This window comes from Hymenobacter sp. DG25B (assembly GCF_000801315.1).
Classification (GTDB): Bacteria; Bacteroidota; Bacteroidia; order Cytophagales; family Hymenobacteraceae; genus Hymenobacter.
Map to the genome: position 1 here is coordinate 37,778 of NZ_CP010057.1, position 18,065 is coordinate 55,842.

At 64.0% G+C, this 18,065-nt stretch carries 18 protein-coding genes; 16 read left to right on the forward strand and 2 right to left on the reverse strand.

Annotated elements, in window-relative coordinates:
* Positions 1 to 3: 3 nt before the first annotated feature.
* From PK28_RS20815 to PK28_RS19410, 8 genes are all read left to right on the forward strand, one after another.
* Positions 4 to 219: a hypothetical protein gene (locus PK28_RS20815; protein ID WP_048826616.1), complete on the forward strand. Its 216-nt coding sequence runs from the start codon at positions 4 to 6 to the stop codon at positions 217 to 219.
* Between the two features lie 2 nt (positions 220 to 221).
* Positions 222 to 1,181 carry an efflux RND transporter periplasmic adaptor subunit gene (locus PK28_RS18215; RefSeq protein ID WP_048826617.1) on the forward strand — a complete coding sequence of 320 codons (960 nt, stop codon included), beginning with the start codon at positions 222 to 224 and terminating at the stop codon, positions 1,179 to 1,181.
* Between the two features lie 21 nt (positions 1,182 to 1,202).
* Positions 1,203 to 1,535 carry a YnfA family protein gene (locus PK28_RS18220; protein WP_044518288.1) on the forward strand — a complete coding sequence of 111 codons (333 nt, stop codon included), beginning with the start codon at positions 1,203 to 1,205 and terminating at the stop codon, positions 1,533 to 1,535.
* 37 nt (positions 1,536 to 1,572) lie between these two features.
* The gene (locus PK28_RS18225) at positions 1,573 to 3,690 is read left to right on the forward strand and encodes a heavy metal translocating P-type ATPase (protein WP_044518289.1); all 2,118 of its coding nucleotides are present in this window, start codon (positions 1,573 to 1,575) and stop codon (positions 3,688 to 3,690) included.
* Positions 3,691 to 3,719: 29 nt separating this feature from the next.
* Positions 3,720 to 4,400: a DUF305 domain-containing protein gene (locus PK28_RS18230; protein ID WP_044518291.1), complete on the forward strand. Its 681-nt coding sequence runs from the start codon at positions 3,720 to 3,722 to the stop codon at positions 4,398 to 4,400.
* Positions 4,401 to 4,420: 20 nt separating this feature from the next.
* The gene (locus PK28_RS18235; RefSeq protein WP_231576271.1) at positions 4,421 to 5,224 is read left to right on the forward strand and encodes a ZIP family metal transporter; all 804 of its coding nucleotides are present in this window, start codon (positions 4,421 to 4,423) and stop codon (positions 5,222 to 5,224) included.
* A gap of 25 nt (positions 5,225 to 5,249) precedes the next feature.
* Positions 5,250 to 5,516, forward strand: a complete 267-nt coding sequence (locus PK28_RS18240) for a hypothetical protein (RefSeq protein WP_044518293.1) — start codon at positions 5,250 to 5,252, stop codon at positions 5,514 to 5,516.
* A 141-nt stretch (positions 5,517 to 5,657) separates the two neighbouring features.
* Positions 5,658 to 6,260, forward strand: coding sequence for a DUF305 domain-containing protein (locus PK28_RS19410; RefSeq protein WP_048826618.1), 603 nt, complete (start codon positions 5,658 to 5,660; stop codon positions 6,258 to 6,260).
* A gap of 61 nt (positions 6,261 to 6,321) precedes the next feature.
* Here the strand turns inward: PK28_RS19410 and PK28_RS20645 are convergent, their stop codons facing one another.
* The gene (locus tag PK28_RS20645; protein WP_156126580.1) at positions 6,322 to 6,492 is read right to left on the reverse strand and encodes a hypothetical protein; all 171 of its coding nucleotides are present in this window, start codon (positions 6,490 to 6,492) and stop codon (positions 6,322 to 6,324) included.
* A 628-nt stretch (positions 6,493 to 7,120) separates the two neighbouring features.
* Between PK28_RS20645 and PK28_RS18255 the strand changes: the two genes are divergently transcribed.
* The 8 genes from PK28_RS18255 (at position 7,121) to PK28_RS20020 (ending at position 15,653) form a co-directional block, all read left to right on the forward strand.
* Positions 7,121 to 7,516 carry an HYC_CC_PP family protein gene (locus tag PK28_RS18255; protein WP_044518298.1) on the forward strand — a complete coding sequence of 132 codons (396 nt, stop codon included), beginning with the start codon at positions 7,121 to 7,123 and terminating at the stop codon, positions 7,514 to 7,516.
* Positions 7,517 to 7,673: 157 nt separating this feature from the next.
* A complete protein-coding gene (locus PK28_RS21185) occupies positions 7,674 to 9,026 on the forward strand; it encodes an efflux RND transporter permease subunit (RefSeq protein WP_044518300.1) in 1,353 nt (450 codons plus the stop codon).
* Complete coding sequence (locus tag PK28_RS21190; protein WP_044518304.1) at positions 9,019 to 10,911, forward strand: efflux RND transporter permease subunit; 1,893 nt, start codon at positions 9,019 to 9,021, stop codon at positions 10,909 to 10,911. Before PK28_RS21185 ends, PK28_RS21190 begins: the two co-directional genes overlap by 8 nt.
* A gap of 12 nt (positions 10,912 to 10,923) precedes the next feature.
* Positions 10,924 to 12,180, forward strand: a complete 1,257-nt coding sequence (locus tag PK28_RS18270) for a TolC family protein (protein ID WP_048826619.1) — start codon at positions 10,924 to 10,926, stop codon at positions 12,178 to 12,180.
* Positions 12,158 to 13,561 carry a heavy metal-binding domain-containing protein gene (locus PK28_RS18275; protein WP_044518306.1) on the forward strand — a complete coding sequence of 468 codons (1,404 nt, stop codon included), beginning with the start codon at positions 12,158 to 12,160 and terminating at the stop codon, positions 13,559 to 13,561. Before PK28_RS18270 ends, PK28_RS18275 begins: the two co-directional genes overlap by 23 nt.
* The gene (locus tag PK28_RS18280; RefSeq protein WP_197070542.1) at positions 13,554 to 14,942 is read left to right on the forward strand and encodes an efflux RND transporter periplasmic adaptor subunit; all 1,389 of its coding nucleotides are present in this window, start codon (positions 13,554 to 13,556) and stop codon (positions 14,940 to 14,942) included. The genes PK28_RS18275 and PK28_RS18280 overlap by 8 nt, the downstream gene beginning before the upstream one ends.
* Positions 14,943 to 15,015: 73 nt before the next feature.
* Positions 15,016 to 15,270 carry a heavy metal-binding domain-containing protein gene (locus PK28_RS18285; protein ID WP_044518308.1) on the forward strand — a complete coding sequence of 85 codons (255 nt, stop codon included), beginning with the start codon at positions 15,016 to 15,018 and terminating at the stop codon, positions 15,268 to 15,270.
* 56 nt (positions 15,271 to 15,326) lie between these two features.
* Positions 15,327 to 15,653, forward strand: a complete 327-nt coding sequence (locus PK28_RS20020) for a four-helix bundle copper-binding protein (protein ID WP_071885195.1) — start codon at positions 15,327 to 15,329, stop codon at positions 15,651 to 15,653.
* A gap of 298 nt (positions 15,654 to 15,951) precedes the next feature.
* Here the strand turns inward: PK28_RS20020 and PK28_RS18295 are convergent, their stop codons facing one another.
* A complete protein-coding gene (locus PK28_RS18295; protein ID WP_044518313.1) occupies positions 15,952 to 18,027 on the reverse strand; it encodes a toprim domain-containing protein in 2,076 nt (691 codons plus the stop codon).
* Between the last annotated feature and the right edge of the window lie 38 nt (positions 18,028 to 18,065).

An 18,065-nucleotide genomic window follows, 5' to 3' on the forward strand; every position in this document is an offset into this window, starting at 1 on the left:
ATCATGCGCTATATCCCCCTCTCCCTGGTGCTGCTCGGCCTGCTAAGCGGCTGCGGCTCCCAGGAAGCCCCCACGGACAAAGAAGAAACGGCCGCCGCTCCCGGCGGGGAAGCAGCCGAAAAAGGCCCCGCCGACCGCGTCACGCTCACCGCTGCGGAGCAGCAGGTGGGCGGCGTGCGCCTGGGCTCGCTCACCCAGCGCCCCATGAGCGGGGGCTGAAAGTGAACGGCGTGCTCGACGTGCCGCCCGAAAACCTGGTATCGGTCAGCGCCCCGCTCGGCGGCTTCGTGGACCGGACCGACCTGCTGCAGGGCTCGCGGGTGCGCGCCGGCCAGGTGCTGGCCGTCATCCGCAACCCCGATTTCGTGCAGCTCCAGCAGGACTACCTCGAAACCCGCAGCCAGCTCAAGCTGGCCCGCGCCGAGTACGAGCGGCAGGGCGAGTTGTACCGGCAGGAGGTCGCGCCTCAGAAGAACTTTCAGCGCGCCCAGGCCGAATACGAGGCCCTGCAAGTGAAAACCAATGCCCAGGCCGCCCGCCTGCGCCTGGCCGGCCTGCCCATCGGCGGGGCCATCGTGAGCACGGCCACGCTGCGCGCGCCCAAGGGCGGCTTCGTGAAGGCCGTGAACGTGAGCATCGGTCAGAGCGTGACCCCTACCGACGTGCTGTTTGAAATTGTGAACCCCGAGCACCTGCACGTCGAGCTGACGGTGTTTGAAAAGGACATTCCGCAGGTGAAGGAAAATCAGCTCGTGCGCTTTTCGCTGGGCAACGACTCGCTCAGCCGCGAGCGCACGGCCCATGTGTACCTCATCAGCAAAACCATCAGCGACGAGCGCACCGTGCGCGTGCACGCCCACCTGGACCGCGAGGATGAGCAACTGCTGCCGGGCACCTTCGTGCGGGCCGTCATCGAAACCAACCGCGTGACCGTGCCCACACTGCCCGAAAAAGCGGTGGTGCAGTACGGGGCCCAATCCTACGTATTCGTGGCCGCCGATTCGGCCGCCGCGGCCGGCCGGGCCACCTACCGCCTCGTGCCCGTGACGCGGGGCGTGAGCGAAGACGGCTACACCGAATTCCACCTGCCGACGGCCGAACAGGGTAAACCGCTGCGCTTTGTCGTAGAGGGCGCTTACGCCCTGCTGGGCAAGCTCAAAAACGCCGAGGAGGAAGAATAAGCTGCTTTTGCCCAAACGCCCATGCTCCACCTGCTCAAACCGCTGCTGATTTTCTTCCTCGCCGGCCTCTGCGAAATCGGGGGCGGCTACCTCATGTGGCAGTGGCTCAAATCGGACCGCCCCGGCTGGATGGGGGTCGTGGGGGCGGTATTGCTCATGCTCTACGGCTGGATAGCGACCTGGCAGCCCACCTCGTTTGGCAAAACCTACGCCGTGTACGGCGGCATTTTCATTGTCATGTCCATCGCGTGGGCCTGGTACTTCGACGGCTTCCGGCCCGACCGCTTCGATGTCATCGGCGGGGTAGTCTGCTTCGTGGGCATTGGCATCATCCTGTTCTGGCCCCGTGCCTGAACCGGTAGTTTTCTTATTAACATTCTGACTGACTTTTATGCCTGACCCATCATCCGACCAACTCAGCGAGGAGCTGAACACCGCCAAGCAGGTGCAGCCCGAGAACGTGGGCGCACTCAGCCGCGACCAGCTCACGCCCGAAGCCGCCGCCGCGCCCCAGGGCCACGACGTGCCGGGCCACGACCACGCCGACGAGGAGAACCACGCCGGCCATGACCACGACCCCGGTGAGCTGGACCTCGACGACGACGGGCACGACCACGGCCCGGCGGAACCAAACCCCTACCTGGTGCCGGGCATCAGCTTTGCGCTGCTGCTGGCCGGCATCGCGCTGGACTACTATAAAGTCGGCTTTTTCAGCGGCTACGTGCGCCTGGCCTGGTACGGGCTGGCCTTCGTGCTGGTGGGCTGGAAGGTCGTCAAAGCCGCCGTGCTCAGCATTCCCAGCGGCAACATCTTCAACGAGTTTCTGCTGATGAGCATCGCCACCATCGGGGCCTTTGCCATTGGTGAGTACCCGGAGGGCGTGGCCGTGATGCTATTCTACACCGTGGGCGAGTTGTTTCAGGACGCGGCTGTGAACCGCGCCAAGCGCAGCATCAAGGCCCTGCTCGAAATTCAGGCCACCGAAGTGACGGTGGTGCGCAACGGGCAAAGCATGGTGCTCGACCCCAAAGCGGTGCAGGTGGGCGACGTAATGGAAGTAAAGCCCGGCGAGAAAGTAGCCCTCGACGGCACGCTGAACACCACGGCGGCCAACTTCAACACGGCCGCGCTCACCGGCGAGTCGGCCCCGCAAACCAAGCAGCCGGGCGAGGCCGTGCTGGCCGGCATGATTAACCTGGAATCCCTGATTCAGGTGACCGTGACGGCGGCTTTCCAGGACACCAAGCTCTCGAAAATCCTAGCCATGGTGCAGGACGCCGTGGGCCGCAAGGCCAAGACCCAGCAGTTCATCACCAAGTTTGCCAAAATCTACACGCCCATCGTCGTGGGGCTGGCCGTGCTGCTTATCGTGGTGCCCTACTTCGTGGTGAGCGACTACGTGTTCCGCGACTGGCTGTACCGGGCGCTGGTGTTTCTGGTCATTTCCTGCCCCTGTGCGCTGGTTATCAGCATTCCGCTGGGCTACTTCGGCGGCATTGGCGCGGCTTCCAAAGCCGGCATCCTGTTCAAGGGCTCCAACTTCCTGGACGTGCTGCGCGAAATTGATACCGTAGTGATGGACAAGACCGGCACGCTCACCCAAGGCGTGTTTGCCGTGCAGCAGGTGCAGCCGGCGGCCGGCACCACCCCCGAGCAGCTGTTGCGCCTGGTGGGGGCGCTGGAAACCAAATCGACGCACCCCATCGCCAAGGCGGTGGTGGCCCACGTCGGGGCGGCTGCGGCGGGCGTTTCCGTCGATAACGTGGAAGAAATCGCCGGCCACGGCCTGCGCGGCAAGGTGGACGGCCGCGACGTGCTGGCGGGCAACACCAAGCTGCTGGTCAAGTTCACCGTGGCCTACCCGCCCGAGGTCGACCAAGTGGTGGACAGCATCGTGGTGGCAGCCGTGGACGGTCAATACGCCGGCTACCTCACCGTGGCCGACGCCCCGAAAGAGGACGCGGCCCGCGCCGTGCAGGAGCTGAAAGCCGATGGCATCAGTAAGGTGGTTATGCTTTCCGGCGACAAGGACAGCATCGTGCAGCGGGTGGCCAAAGAGCTGGGCATCACCGAAGCCCACGGCGGGCTGCTGCCCGAAGACAAAGCCAGGTACGTGCAGCAATACCTCACCGAGGGCCGTAAGCTGGCCTTCGTGGGCGACGGGGTGAACGATGCCCCGGTGGTAGCCCTGGCCGACGTGGGCATTGCCATGGGTGGGCTGGGCTCGGATGCCACCATTGAAACCGCCGACGTGGTCATTCAGACCGACCACCCCAGCAAGATTGCCACCGCCCGGCGCATTGCCCGCGCCACCCACAACGTGGTGTGGCAGAACATCTGGCTCGCCTTTATCGTGAAGGGAATCGTGCTGGCGCTGGGGGCCGGCGGTGTGGCCACCATGTGGGAAGCCGTTTTTGCCGATGTGGGGGTAGCCCTGCTGGCCATCCTCAACGCCGTGCGCATTCAGCGCATGGACTTCACCAGCAAAGCAGCAAGCGCCAAAACATAGATTGTCAGGCACTCATTGAAGCACGAAACATGACGTTCCCACCCTTTTTTCTGGTCCTGCTGCTCGTGGGTAGCGGGGCCATCAGCGGCTGCAGCTCCCGGCATGACACCGATGAGCACGAGCAGGAAGTGCACGCTGGCGCGAAGCCCAAACCCGCTCCCGTGGCCGCGCCCCCAGCCCTGGGCGACACCTTGCGGCTACTCGCGCAGCAGCTCGATACGGTGCGCCGCCTCGGGTGCTGGGACGAGGACTTTGCCCGCCTGATGAGCGTGCACCACGGCGGGGCCCAGCGACTGGCGGCGGTGGAAGTGGCGCAAGGCCAGGACTCTACCCTGCGCGCCTTGGCTCAGCACGTGCTCAAGGGGCATGAGCGCGACAACCACGTGCTGACGCTGGCCCTCACCCGGCAGCCGCCGGCCGGCCAGGAGTACCGGCCGGGCAACGACAGGGACCCGTTTGTGCGCCGCATCACGGCCGCGCTGGCTCCCCTCCGCCAGCCGCCGCCCCTGCCTGGCACCCTTGATGCTGATTTTGCCACGATTATGCAGGTGCATCACCAAACAGGGGTGGCCCTGGCCCAAACCGAGCTGGCCTATGGCAAGGACGCGGAAGTGAGAAACGCCGCGCAGCAGATTGTGCGCGACGAGCAAGCCGAAATCAAGCAGTATCAGCGCTGGCTCAAGACCCACGCGGCAACCTCTATCCATTAACACTTTTACCTGCTGCTTCTATGCTGCTTACTATTCCCACCGCCGTCACGCCGCCCTGGTCCACCATGCTGGGCTTCTCGCTGCTGCCGGCCGTGGTCATGATTGCCGGCGCGGCTCTGGCCGTGTGGCGAGCCCCTGGCCCGAAGCTGCGCAGCGCCATTCTGCATTTCGCGGCGGGTGTCATCTTCTCGGTCGTGGCCGTCGAGCTGCTGCCCGATATTGTGCAGCACCATGCGCCCTACGAAGTGGCCCTGGGCTTTGGGCTGGGCGTGGCCACCATGCTGGGCTTGCGCTACTTCACTCAGCGTCTCGAAAAGAAAGAGGAGCCCGTAGATGCTGGCAATGAGCCAGCGGCTGGCGCTCGTACTACGGCGCTGCCCGGCGCGGCCTCCCTACCTTGGGGCCTGCTGGTGGCCATCGGCATTGATATCCTCATCGACGGGCTGCTGCTGGGCATTGGCTTTGCGGCGGGCGCGAAGGAAGGCACCCTGCTGGCCATTGCCCTCACCATCGAGCTGCTGTCGCTGGGCCTGGCCACGGCCATTGAGTTGCGGCAGGACGGCCACGGCAAGGGCCGGGCCGTCGCTATTGTGGCCGGCACTTCGCTCATGTTGCTGGTCGGGGCGGGCATCGGCACCACGGTGCTGCGCGGGGCCACCGGCAATATGCTGGAAATCGTGCTTTCCTTTGGCTTGGCCGCGCTTCTGTTTCTGGTCACCGAGGAGCTCCTGACCGAAGCGCACGAGGAAACCGAAACGCCGCTGCTCACGCTGGCCTTTTTCGTGGGCTTTCTCCTGTTTCTGATTCTGGGCATGGTCGCCTAACCCACCCTTTTCGAATACGCTACGCATGCACACCGCCAAAATTGACCTGACCCTGGAGCCTACCGGCCGCCACCTGGCTTTCTCGAAGGAGCTGCTGGAAGTCGCCCACGTCTTTCGCCGCGTCGGGGGCGAGGCCTCCACCTGGCAGCGGGTGGCCGTCAACGCCCGCTCGCCCTTCCTCGACACCGACACCTTTGCGCCCGGCACCTTGCTGGAATACTACGTGCAGCACGAAACGCAGCAGGGCGAGCCCGAGGCCCGTAGTCACATCGTCAGCACGACTGCGGTATGAGCGGTCCATCCATGGGCCACTGGTTATCCCTGCCAGTCCGCGCATTCGCGCGCGCTACCGGCCCTTGCCCTGCTGACAAGCAGTTGCCACGGGTCGGCTGACGAAACCAACGGGACCGGAATAAGTGAGCTGCCGCCGACCATGATGGCTGCCCTGCATACCATGGCGCAACGCTCCCGGGCCTTGCCGCTGACCGACAACCTCGACCTGTACTTTGCCTTGCTGCTGCGGGAAAACCACCGGGCCGCGGTGGCCATGTCGGCCCTGGAGCTGAACAAAGGGCAGGACCCGGCCTTGCGTGCTGAGGCAGAGAACCTCAACCACGACCACCAGCAACTTATCCTCCGCTTAGACTCAGCCATCATGAGCCTGCGGGCGCTGCCGCCCTCTTTTCCGGAGCATACCATGCAAAGCGAACGATTCAGCCGGTTGCTGGACGCAGCCACGAGCGGCTTGCACCCCGCCGCCCACCGCTTCATTGCCCGACTGAAGTCCGGCTCAGACTCCCTCCACGCGCGTAGCAGCCCAAAGGAGGAAGATGCCGGCACGGGCAGCGTTGACCGCGACTTTGCCGCGCTGCTTATTACGCATCACCAAAACTCTATTACACTAGCCCGTGCTGAACTGGAGCTGGGCCGGGATGAGCACCTCCAGCAAATAGCCTACCTCGTACTGCAGGACCAGCAGCGAGAAATCGACCAGGTCCAGGCCTGGCTGAATCAGCACCCCGAAAAAGTTAAATAAACTCGCCTTAACGCGTGGCTCTCGGGTCCTCGTAGGCACCTAGCTACCAAGCCCGCAGCACTCAGGGCTTCTTGCTCGCCCACAACGAGCTCAACTGCTGCTCGGCCTTCTCGTACTGCCGTTGCAGCAGCTTGTGCTTGCGCTGCAGGGCCAGGTAGCGCCGTTGAGCCGCAAGGGCCAGAGCGCACGCCGCCAGCGACAAGACGCTGAGAAGTTCTTCAATCGCGGTCATGGCAATTAACTGAATGGCAGTGCCCCAAAATAGACGAAGGAGAACCGTCCGAGTGGCCGGTTCTCCTTCTACTGCACCCGGTAGGTATCCCACCGCTTAACAGGTAAACAAAGGTAGCGGGAACAACCCGCCCCGGCTTACCGGGAGGAAGCTGAACGGGTGGCAACTTTTTCTGTAGCAGCGGGGTACACGGCTCATCTGCTCCGGGTGAGCACTCTCTGCGGCCGTATTCATGAGTTTGTGCGTCTTATTCGGGTTGCTGTTCTGCTGTCTAGCCTGCTTTCGGGAAGGCGTCTGGAAAAAGTATACGCCACAGGATGTTGCCCGCTGGCAGGCGGAAACGCCTGCTCATCCCCCTGTGCTGCCGGCCATCACCCGGCCCGCCAGCACTACGCGTGAAACGGGCATGGCCCCGGTCCGGCGGGTGAGCCAATCTAACGCCCCGGAATTGGCTTACGCTGAATCCGAAGTTGCCGCGTGAACCACCAACGATAACTTGCCGGCACCATTGGGCACTAGCCGAGGTGTCGCGAATGTTATACCTTTTGGCGCGAATGGTGTAAAACCTTCCGGTTAGCCACTGCCGTACTTTGCAAATCCCTTTGGCCCGTCTGGGCCCGTTCTCCACGTGAAGCGTTTCGTCAGCCTGTTTCTGCTCTTTAGCTACTTGCTGTCCAGCCCTGGGCTGGTCTACAGCATGCACTTCTGCGGGCAGGAGCTGACGGCGGTTTCAGTGGCCCAGGGCAGCGACACGCACTGCTGCTGCCGGGATACGGGCAAGCCGGCTTCGGGCTGCTGCCACGACCAGAAGGTGAGCAGCGCGCTCAAGGACGTCAAACTCTCGGCCGCCCACTTCCAGCTGCAGGCTCCTGACGCGGTGCCGGCCCCGGCCGTGCTGCGGCTGGTATGGCAGCTCGCGCAAGTAGCTTACCCGGCCGATGAGCCGGCCGCCAACTTGCTGGCCCACGCGGCCCCGCCGCCCGAATGCCCGGCCTACGTGCGCGGACATGCCTTTTTAGTCTAGCCTTTCGGGTTGCTTAGTTCCCCACGCCGGTTGGCGCTGGGGCTTTGGTGCGTCCAGCCCCCTGTGGCCGGCCGCCCCCGCGTTCGTGCCCTTGGGTCCATTGGTACCTGCCGGGGTTTTCGGCCTGCCGACGCTTCTCCTTTAGTGCTGTTTCTTGATGATAGAGCAACTCATTTCCTTTTCCCTGCGGAATCGGGTGCTGGTGCTGCTGGTCGCCGCCGGGCTCCTCGTGTGGGGCGCGTTTTCGGTGCGGGCCAGCAAGATTGACGCTATCCCCGACCTGTCCGAAAACCAGGTCATCGTCTTCACTGAGTGGATGGGCCGCAGCCCGCAGATTATCGAAGACCAAGTGACTTACCCGCTGGTGACCAACCTGCAGGGGCTGGCCCAGGTGAAGGCCGTGCGCGCCGCCTCCATGTTCGGCATGAGCTTCGTGTACGTCATCTTCACCGACAACACCGACATCTACTGGGCCCGCGAACGGGTACTGGAGCGGCTTAACTACGCGCAACGCCTGCTGCCGGCCGGCATCACGCCCACCCTCGGGCCCGACGGCACCGGCGTGGGCCACGTGCTCTGGTACACGCTCAACGCCCCCAAGCTCGACCTGGGCGAGCAGCGCGCTCTGCAGGACTGGTACGTGAAGTTCGGCCTGCAAACCGTGCCGGGCGTGAGCGAAGTGGCCAGCTTCGGCGGCTTCCAGCCCGAGTACCAGGTGACAGTGGACCCCACCAGACTCACTTACTATAACGTGACGCTGCCGCAGGTGCTCGCCGCCGTGCGCAGCAACAACAACGAGGCCGGCGGGCGCAAGTTCGAGCAGGCCGGCATCGGTTACATCATCAAAACCAGCGGCTACATCCAGGACGTGGCCACGCTGGAAAACGTGCCGGTGCTCACCCGCCCCGGTGGGGTGCCGCTGCGCCTCAAGGACCTGGGCACGGTGCAGATGACCGGCGAAAGTCGCTTGGGCATCTTCGACCACAACGGCGAGGGCGAGGCGGTAGGCGGCATCGTGGTGATGCGCTACGGCGAGAACGCCGACGACGTGATAACCCGCGTGAAGGCCAAGATGACCGAAGTGGCCAAGGGACTGCCGGCGGGCGTGTCGTTCAACATCGTCTACGACCGCAGCGGGCTGATTGAGGAGTCGGTGGCCAACATTAAGCACACGCTGCTGGAGGAAATGGCCGTGGTGTCACTGGTGGTGCTGGTGTTCCTGTTTCACTGGCGCAGCGCCCTGAGCATCTTGCTGCAAATCCCGATTACCATCGCTGCGAGCTTCATTCTGCTCAACGCCTTCGGTATTTCCTCCAATATCATGTCCCTCACCGGCATTGCCCTGGCCATCGGCGTCATCGTCGACAACGGCATTGTGATGGCGGAGAATGCCTACCGCAACCTGGCCCTGCACCAGGCGGCGGAAGAAGCGGCAGCTGGTGGGCTACCCGGTGCGCCATCCGTGCCTGCCCCTTCCCTTTCCACTCCTAAACCCGTCCGCCATGACTAACGACGAGCGCCTCGCCATCATCGAGAAGTCCAGCCAGCAGGTTTCGCGGGGCATCTTTTTCTCCACCATCATCATCGTGGCCTCCTTCCTGCCGGTGTTCCTGCTCACCGGGCAGGAGGGTAAGCTGTTCCACCCGCTGGCCTACACGAAGACCTTTATCCTGCTCATCGACGCCGTGCTGGCCGTGACGCTGGCCCCGGTGCTGCTGTCCTTCTTTATGAAGGGCAAATTCAAGACCGAGGACCAAAACCCCATCAACCGGGGCCTGGAGCGGGTATACGCCCCGCTCATCAACTGGTGCCTGACCTGGCGCAAAACCACTATCGCCATCAACCTGGCGCTCCTGGCCATCAGCATCCCGCTGCTGCTGAGCCTGGGCACCGAGTTCATGCCCCCGCTCGACGAGGGCTCGATTCTGTTCATGCCCATCACGCAGCCCGACGTGTCCAACACGGAGGTCAAGCGCATTCTGCAGGTGCAGGACAAGATTATCAAGCAGGTGCCCGAAGTGGCCGGGGTGCTCGGCAAGGCCGGCCGGGCCAGCACGGCCACCGACAATGCCCCGCTGAGCATGATAGAAACCATCATCCAGCTCAGGCCCCGCAGTGAGTGGCGGCCCGGCATGACCAAGGCTAAACTCATTGCCGAGCTGAATGAAAAGCTGCAGATTCCCGGCGTGGTGAACGGCTGGACCCAGCCCATCATCAACCGCATTAACATGCTGAGCACCGGGGTGCGCACCGATGTGGGCGTAAAAGTCTACGGGCAGCAGCTCGATACCATTGAACAGGTGTCGCAACGAGTAAGAGCCGCGCTCACCGGCGTACCCGGCGTGCAGGACCTCTACGTGGACCCTATCACGGGCGGCAAGTACCTACAAATTGACCTTGACCGCCCGCAGCTGGCCCGCTACGGCCTGAGCGTAGACCAAGTCAACGAAGTGGTGGAAACGGCCATCGGCGGGGCGCCCGTGGCCACCACTGTGGAAGGGCGTCGGCGCTTCAGCATCAGCGTGCGCCTGGCCGAGGACTTCCGCAACAGCGTGGCCGCCCTGGGCCGCATCCCGATTCAAACCACGGCCTACGGGCCGGTACCGCTCTCCGCGGTGGCGCAGCTGCGCTTTGTCAACGGCCCGCCCATGATTAACTCCGAGAACGCGCAGCTGCGCGGGGCAGTGCTCTTCAACGTGCGCGACCGGGACCTGGGCGGCACCGTGAAAGAGGCCATGCAGCGGGTGCAGAGCCTGCAGGGCAAGCTGCCGGCTGGCTACTACCTAGAGTGGAGCGGGCAGTACGAAAACCTGATTAGCTCGCAACGCACGCTGCTCTTTATCCTACCCATCGTGCTTTTGGTCATATTTGGCTGCCTGTACTTCGCCTTTCACTCGGTACGGGAGGCGCTGCTGAGTCTGGTCACCATTCCCTTCGCCCTGATTGGCGGGGCCTACATGGTGTATTTCTACGGCGTACACCTCTCGGTGGCCGTGGCTGTGGGCTTCATCGCCCTGTTCGGGCTGGCCGTGGAAACGGGCGTCATCATGGTCATCTACCTCAACGACGCCATGCAGCAGCTGGTGGCCGCCAAGGGCAATTCCAGCGAGACGATTACCAAGCAGGACCTGCGGGATGCCGTGTTTCACGGGGCGGCCAAGCGTTTGCGGCCTAAGCTGATGACCGTTTCGGTGGCCCTGTTCGGACTGGTGCCGGTGCTGTGGGCCACGGGCACGGGCTCGGATGTGATGCTGCCCATCGTGCTGCCCATGATTGGTGGGGTGTTCACTTCCTCAACCCACATTCTGCTGGTCACGCCCCTGATTTTTCTGATGACCAAGGAGTACGAGCTGCGCAAGTTCGGCAAGCTGGACGTGCTGGACGTGAAGCATTAAGCCATGAGAATCATGAAGAAAGCATTCAACCTATTCTGGTTCCTCGCCCTGCTCACGTTGGCTACACGGCCCATTCAAGCGCAGCAGGTGCTGCCGCTGGACTCGGTGCTGCGGGCCGTGGAGGGCCGCAATCCGGCGTTGCGCCAGTACGGCTACCGCGCCCAGGCCAAGCAGGCCGCCGTGGCGGGGGCCCGCAGCTGGGAAGCGCCCAAGGTGAGCGCCGGCTACTGGATGACGCCCTACAATCAGCGGCCCATCAAGGAGGTGAACAACGGCCAGGGCGAGGGCATGCAAATGGTGTCCGTGGAGCAGATGCTGCCCAACCCCGCTAAGCAGCGCGCCAAGCGCGAGTACCTGGCCGGCCAGGCCGCCGTGGACCAGGCCGACCAGACGGCTATGTTCAACCAGCTACGGGCCCAGGCCCGCAGCCTCTACTACGGCCGCGTCCTGCTGGAAAAGAAGCTCGGCGTCCTCGACCAAAGCATCGGCCTGCTGGAGTTCCTGCTCAAAATTGCGCAAGCCCGCTACCCCTACAACCAAAGCACGCTCGCCAGCATCTACCAGGCCCAGGCGCGGGTGGCCATGCACGGCAACGACCACCAGCAGCTCTACGGGCAGCTGCGCCAGAGCACCATTGCCCTCAACACCCTGATGGCCCGCGACCCGGAGGGCGAGTTTGCCGTGGACACCCTACTGCCCACCGCGTTTGCCGGACCCTACCCGGACACGGCCGCGCTGGCCCGCCGGCGCAGCGACGTGCGCAGCCTCGACCGCTCGCTGGCCGTGCTTCGGCTCAACCAGAACGTGGAAGCCAACCGCCGCCGGCCCGACTTTGGGGTGCGCTACGACCACATGAACGGCCTCGGCGTCACTCCCAACCAGTTCACCGTCATGGGCATGGTGTCCATCCCCATTGCCCCGTGGGCGTCCCGCGAGTACAAGGCCAACACCGCCGCTCTGGGCTACGAGGCGCAGGCCGTGCAGCAGCAGCGGGCCAGCCTGCTCACCGAAGCCGCCGGCCGCATCACCACCCTGCAATCGGACTTGCGCACCAAGCGCCAGCAGGTCGAAAACTTTGAGAAGGGCATCCTGCCCGCCCTGCGCAAGAACTACCAGGTCACGCTGCTGGCCTACCAGCAGAATACGGCCCAGCTGCCGGCCGTGGTCGAAGCCCTCGAAACCTGGCTGCAGGCCCGCCTGCAGTACCTCGATACCCAAACCGAACTCCTAAACTTACACGTGCGCTATGACCAGGAACTGGAGCAATAAGCGGCGCTACGCGACGTGGTGCGTGCTGCTGCTTACGCTGCTGGCCGGCTGCAAGGGCAAGTCCCATGGCCCGGCCGCGCAGGCCCCCGCGCAACCCGTGTCCACGGCTGCCGCTCAACTGTACACCTGCCCGATGCATCCGCAAATCGTGCGCGACGCCCCTGGCCAATGTCCTATCTGCGGCATGGACCTGGTGCCCAAGGCCAGCGGGGATAACCAGGTCGCCGCCGATACGGCCGGCGCGGGTTTAACCCATTTGGTTACCTCGCCCAACGGGTCCGTGGTGTCGGGCATTGCCACGGTGCGACCTACCTCCGGGGCTGCAGCCGACACCCTCACCCTGCCCGGCGTGGTTGACTACGACCCGCGCCGGAGCCGGGCGGTGGCCGCCCGCGTAAGTGGCCGCATCGAGCGGCTGCGGGTCCGCTTCAACTATCAGCCCGTGCGCCGCGGCCAGACCCTGCTGGAGCTCTACAGCCCCGAGCTGGTGACGGCCGAGCAGGAGTACATCTTCCTGCTCGGTAATGACGCCGACAACCCGGTTTTGGTCAACGGTGCCCGGCAAAAGCTGCGGCTGCTGGGCCTGAGCGAAAGTCAATTGCGCGCCCTGGCCCGCACCCGCCGCCCCGACTACCGGGTAGCCGTGTTCAGCCCTTACGACGGGTACTTAGTGGAAAACACGGTGGCGGCATCATTCGCAACGCCGTCCCCATCCGGCATGGCCGAAGCCAGTGCCTCAGCGGACGGTGGTGACATGAGCAGCGCATCAGCGATGGGTTCAGGAGCCGAATCAGCAACTACAACTGCTCCAACTGCTGCTCCCACCACCGGGCTCAAGCTACAGGAAGGCGGCTACGTGAGCACCGGGCAAACCCTTTTTCAGGTAATGAACACCGCACAGGTGTGGGGCCTGTTTCAGCCCGGCCCCGGCGAAGTCGCGCAGCTACGCCCCGGCCAGCTGGTGCGGGTGCTTGTGGATGGCGACCCAACTCATCCCCTCACCGCCCGCGTGGAACTCGTCGAGCCCACCTACCGGGCCGGAGCCAGCACGCCGGCCATACGCGTGTCCCTGCCCAATGCTCAGGGACTGCTGCGGCGCGGCACCCGACTCACGGCCCACGTAACCAGCGCGGCGGATGAGGGCTGGTGGCTGCCCCGCGCGGCCGTCGTGGACCTGGGCACCCGGCAGGTAGCCTTTGTGCGGCGCGGCCGCACCTTCGTGCCTATTACGGTGCAGGTGGGCCAGCGCACGGCCGCGCAAGTACTGGTACGGCAGGGCCTGACCGGCACGGAAGATGTGGCTGCCAATGGCCAATACTTGGTCGACAGCGAAAGCTTCCTGCAAACCTCGTCCACCACAAATTCCACTCTCCATGACTAGGCCACACCCATTTGCGCGTTGGGCCGGCCGCTGGCTGCTGGTGCTATTGGTGGCAATGAGCAGCGCGGCTTGCCAGAAAACCAAGCCCGCCAGCCCGGGGGCAGTGGGTGAGAAAGTATATTACACCTGCTCCATGCACCCACAAGTCCACGCGGAAGCCCCCGGCCCGTGTCCTATCTGCGGCATGGCCCTGATTGCAATAAAGCCGGCCCCGGCAGCCATAAAGCCCGCCGCCAGCGCCGCCGTGTACACCTGCCCGATGCACCCGCAGGTACACCAAGCCAAACCCGGCCTCTGTCCCATCTGCGGCATGGACCTGGTGAAGCAGGCCGCTCAACCGACCCCTGCGGGCAGCGCGTCGGCTAGCAGCGCGGACCTGACGCTGACCGCGCAACAGGTCTTATTGGGCAACATCCACGCGCAGGTCATCGGCACCCACCCTGCGGAAAGCCCCGCACCCACCGTGCTAACCGGCACCATCACCGCCGATGCTTTGCAAACTGAGAGCGTGAGCAGCCGGGTGACCGGGCGCATTGAACACTTGTACGTGCGCCAGACCGGACAGCTGTTGCATCGGGGCGCGCCCCTGTTTTCCGTATACAGCGAACAGCTGCAGGCCCTGCAGCAGGAATACCTGCTGGCCCGGGCCCAAAGCCGCGAGCAGGGCGGGGCTTATCATCAATTTGCCGAGGCCGCGGGCCAGAAGCTACGGCTGCTAGGTATGACAACTGGCCAACTGCAGCAACTGGCCGCCCGGGGCCGGCCCAACCCGGTAGTCACGTATTTCAGCCCGACCACCGGCACCGTGCAAACCCTCGACGTGGTGCAGGGCCAGTACGTGACCGAGGGCAGCCCGCTGGTCACGCTCACCAACCTGTCCACCGTCTGGGTCGAAGCACAACTCTATCCACGGGACGTGGCCCGGCTGCCGTTGGGCAAGGCCGTCAGGGTGCAGGTGGCCGGGGAGTCCGGCTCGTTTCGGGGCAACGTCGTCTTTCTCAGCCCCGAGCTTAACGGTGGCAGCCAGGTTACGCTCGCCCGCATTCAGCTGGCCAACCCCAACGGCCGCCTGCTGCCGGGGGCGCAGGCCAACGTGCTGCTCGATGCCCCAACGACGGCAGCCACCGCCCAAACCATGCTGCGCGTGCCCGTGGAAGCCCTGATTCGGGATGGGCAGGCCAGCTACCTCTGGACGCAGACCGGCGAGCGGCAGTACCGCCGCGTGCGGGTGAGCACGGGCGAGGGCTCGGCCAGCAGTGTACCCATCACAACGGGTCTGCGGGCTGGAGAAAAGGTGGTGGTGTCCGGGGCCTACCTGCTGCAAAGCGAGTACTCCCTGCGCCAGGGCGCCACCGACAGCATGAATGGCATGAGCATGTAGGCTTCCAATCCAAACCGTAATCCGTTGGGGGCCGCGGTCCGGCACCTGTTTTCAATCACCCCATTTTTATCCCATGAAAAAGCTTCTGTTTCTAGGCCTTGTGCTCACCAGCTTCGCCGCCACCACGGCCTGCTCCGATAATAAGGGCAGCGCCGAAACCGCCACCTCGGCCACTTCCACCGCCGCCTCGGATAGCACGGCCAAACCGGCTGGCAACCCCGGGCCGGGCGTGGCCGCCGAAACCTATACCTGCACCATGCACCCGGAGGTCATCGCCAACGAGCCCGGCAAGTGCCCCAAGTGCGGCATGGACCTGGTGAAAAAATAAAGACCCGGTCCACGCACTTTTTCATTTCATTTTTTACGCTCTTATTCTCCCAACCCATGAACAATCAACATCAGAATCTGCTCGACGCCCTCACTGCCTGCGTGGCCGCCTGCGAGTGGTGTGCCACCGCCTGCTTGCAGGAGCCCGACGTAAAAATGATGGTGCCCTGCATCAGCCTCGACCGCGACTGCGCCGACATCTGCGCCCTCACCGCCCGCCTGATTGCCCGCGGCTCTGTTCACGGCCAGCACCTGCTGCGCGAATGCGCCGAAGTCTGTAAGGCCTGCGGCGATGAGTGCGCCAAGCATTCGCACATGCAGCACTGCCAGGAATGCGCCGCCGCCTGCCGTCGTTGCGAGGAGGCTTGCCGCGCCGCTTTGTAATAAGCGGCCCTTAACTGACAATGAAAAGGAGTGCCCGAACAAGTCTTGGGCACTCCTTTTTTTCTGCTGCCCAGTTGCTCCGTCGTGGCGGGTTATTGCCCCCAACCTTTCCCACAGCTACTTGCAGCGCCGTCGCGGGCGGTGGGGTAATACAGGTAGTGTCAGCGGCACCACCCTTAGCTACTGGCCCTACTTCTACCACCGGTCACGTAGAGGACTATCTTGCCGGGTATAAAAAAGCCGCCCCGTTATGGAGCGGCTAACTACGGGAAAGCCCGCATTGCCAGCGTTGCCGGGCTTACAAGCGGGGACCAGGTCGGGGCTTTTGCAGCACTTGCTGCGTCTGGGCAGGCTGCTCCAATTGCTGCACGGCTTGGCGCAGCTGCTGCACGGCAGGATTATCCTTCAACGTGTCGAGCTTATCGACCACGGCCAGCACCTTCTCCACGTTTTCCCGGTTCAGACCTTCCAGCGCCGGCTTGGTCAGAAGCTGCCGGCTGACCTCCTGCAAACGGGCCGCGTTCAGTGTGGCAGCGCTCTCACGCAGCTCCCGGGCCACCAGGCCCGCCGCTTCGATAAACGATTGCCGGGCCTGGTCGTGGGCGGGCGAGTCACTGGGCACCAGCTTGGGCCCGGCCTGCCGCAGCTGCTCCTGCGCGGCGGCAAGCTGCCGGCGCTCCATTGCATCCGGCACCGGCTCAATCATAGTGGCCCTGGGATTTAGCCGCAATGCATCCAGCGCGTCGCTGATGGCCGGCAGCTGCGGCGAATCCAGCCGGTAGCGCAGGGTAAGCTCCGTGGCAATTTCCCGGGGCGCATTGGTTTCCAGCTTAACGGCGTGGTCAATGGTGAGCCCGACCCTTTCGAGGTTCTCCCGCAGGGCGGGCAGCAGCGCCACGGCGTCGCGGCTTTCCCGAAACTCGACTACAAGCAGCCGCTCACCCTGGTTGCGGGCTAGGACTTGGGCCTCGTGCAGCTGCGCAATTTTGCCCTGGCCTTCGATGGGTGGGTTGTTCCAGTGCTGCTGGCCGAAGCCATACTGGTCCTCGTCAATGTCACCCAGCTCGCGCTGCACCACCCGCTGCAGCTGGTCGTGCTTGAGGTCCTGGTTCCAGTCCTTGCCCTGGCTTTTCACAATCTCCACCCGGTGCTCAAAGCCCAACGTCTGGCTGGCCGCCTCATTAAAGGCCCCCAGCGCCTCCCGGCTCATCGGCACGTGAAACTGGTAGGTGTGGGCCCCCAGCTTGTTGGAGTGAATCAGCTCGTCGCGCAGGGTCTGGCTGCTGGCCGAATTGCCCGGCTCCCCGTTTTCCTGGGCGTACTGCCGGGTAGCCTGGTCGTTGTAGCTTTTGAGGTGCAGGCTGAGCGCCTGCACGCCGGCCGGGTGGGCGGCGGTGATTTCGACGGTCAGCAGGTGCTCGTGCTCCCGGACTACTTTCATCGGGTTTTGCTCGCTGGCCAGACCGGCCAGCAGCCGGGTATCGAAGTGGTGGCCCTGCGTATCGTTGTCAAAAGCGGCTCGGATGACCGGAATGCCTTCCTCGCTGAGCAGCCGCTTCAGCTCGAAAATCTTGTTCTGGGTGAGCGTGCCGGCCGTCGAGGCATATAGGGCGCTTTCACCGGGATGCAGCTGCGCGTAGGAAAGCGTATCGAGGGCCGATTCGCTTACGACCAGCACCGCCGCCGGCCGGCCCTCGGGCAGCCTGCTCAGCCACAGCGAGCGGGTGAACTGGCTTTCGGGAGCCTGACCTTTGAAGCCCTCCCCTTTCAGCTCCAGTCCCACTACGCGCCCCTCGTGGTAGGCAGGAAAGGCCGTATTGACGTAGGTCTTGGCCGGCAGTCCCTCCTTCTGCACCGTGTGAAACTGGTTGAGGATGCGGCCCGCAAACTGCGGGTTGGCAATCGTGCTTTTGGTAATACCGCGCCCTTCTAGGTAGGCCGTGTTTTCGAGCGGCCGGCAGTGCTGGGTGTAGATGCTATGGAATTTCTCCCCCGGCGCGGTTTCCACGATGGGTGGCAGGTCGAGCCGGGGGCGCTGCTCCTCGGGCAGGCTGAGGTAGGCGCGGAAGTGGTCGTTAACTGACTGCCAGAGGTTGCGGCCCGGCAGCGGACCAAGGCCGGCGATGCGGTCGGAGCTGACCCGGTTTTTCATCCAGTCGATGACGCTGCCCTTGTCGCGGTCGTCCTGGGCGTTGAAATACATCCAGTCGCCGCCCCGGCCCTTGAAGACCACCAGCGTATCATCGCCCTCAAAAACGTGCCATTTGCCTTTGCCCAAATGCTCGCCTTTTTTGAGGTTGTAGCCGAAGTGGCTTAGCAGCTCGGGCAGCTCAACCTGCTCCTTAATCTTCTGGAAGGTGAGTTCATGTTCCATGGTAATGCGGATTAATTCGAAGGATGGAAGGCAGAAAA

Excerpts from the sequence above, each read along its gene's own strand:
- PK28_RS20815 (WP_048826616.1), top strand. The coding sequence starts at position 4 with ATGCGCTATATCCCCCTCTCCCTGGTGCTGCTCGGCCTGCTAAGCGGC.
- PK28_RS18220 (WP_044518288.1), top strand. The coding sequence starts at position 1,203 with ATGCTCCACCTGCTCAAACCGCTGCTGATTTTCTTCCTCGCCGGCCTC.
- PK28_RS18225 (WP_044518289.1), top strand. The coding sequence starts at position 1,573 with ATGCCTGACCCATCATCCGACCAACTCAGCGAGGAGCTGAACACCGCC.
- PK28_RS18230 (WP_044518291.1), top strand. The coding sequence starts at position 3,720 with ATGACGTTCCCACCCTTTTTTCTGGTCCTGCTGCTCGTGGGTAGCGGG.
- PK28_RS18235 (WP_231576271.1), top strand. The coding sequence starts at position 4,421 with ATGCTGCTTACTATTCCCACCGCCGTCACGCCGCCCTGGTCCACCATG.
- PK28_RS18240 (WP_044518293.1), top strand. The coding sequence starts at position 5,250 with ATGCACACCGCCAAAATTGACCTGACCCTGGAGCCTACCGGCCGCCAC.
- PK28_RS19410 (WP_048826618.1), top strand. The coding sequence starts at position 5,658 with ATGATGGCTGCCCTGCATACCATGGCGCAACGCTCCCGGGCCTTGCCG.
- PK28_RS20645 (WP_156126580.1), bottom strand. The coding sequence starts at position 6,492 with ATGACCGCGATTGAAGAACTTCTCAGCGTCTTGTCGCTGGCGGCGTGC.
- PK28_RS21185 (WP_044518300.1), top strand. The coding sequence starts at position 7,674 with ATGATAGAGCAACTCATTTCCTTTTCCCTGCGGAATCGGGTGCTGGTG.
- PK28_RS21190 (WP_044518304.1), top strand. The coding sequence starts at position 9,019 with ATGACTAACGACGAGCGCCTCGCCATCATCGAGAAGTCCAGCCAGCAG.
- PK28_RS18270 (WP_048826619.1), top strand. The coding sequence starts at position 10,924 with ATGAAGAAAGCATTCAACCTATTCTGGTTCCTCGCCCTGCTCACGTTG.
- PK28_RS18275 (WP_044518306.1), top strand. The coding sequence starts at position 12,158 with ATGACCAGGAACTGGAGCAATAAGCGGCGCTACGCGACGTGGTGCGTG.
- PK28_RS18280 (WP_197070542.1), top strand. The coding sequence starts at position 13,554 with ATGACTAGGCCACACCCATTTGCGCGTTGGGCCGGCCGCTGGCTGCTG.
- PK28_RS18285 (WP_044518308.1), top strand. The coding sequence starts at position 15,016 with ATGAAAAAGCTTCTGTTTCTAGGCCTTGTGCTCACCAGCTTCGCCGCC.
- PK28_RS20020 (WP_071885195.1), top strand. The coding sequence starts at position 15,327 with ATGAACAATCAACATCAGAATCTGCTCGACGCCCTCACTGCCTGCGTG.
- PK28_RS18295 (WP_044518313.1), bottom strand. The coding sequence starts at position 18,027 with ATGGAACATGAACTCACCTTCCAGAAGATTAAGGAGCAGGTTGAGCTG.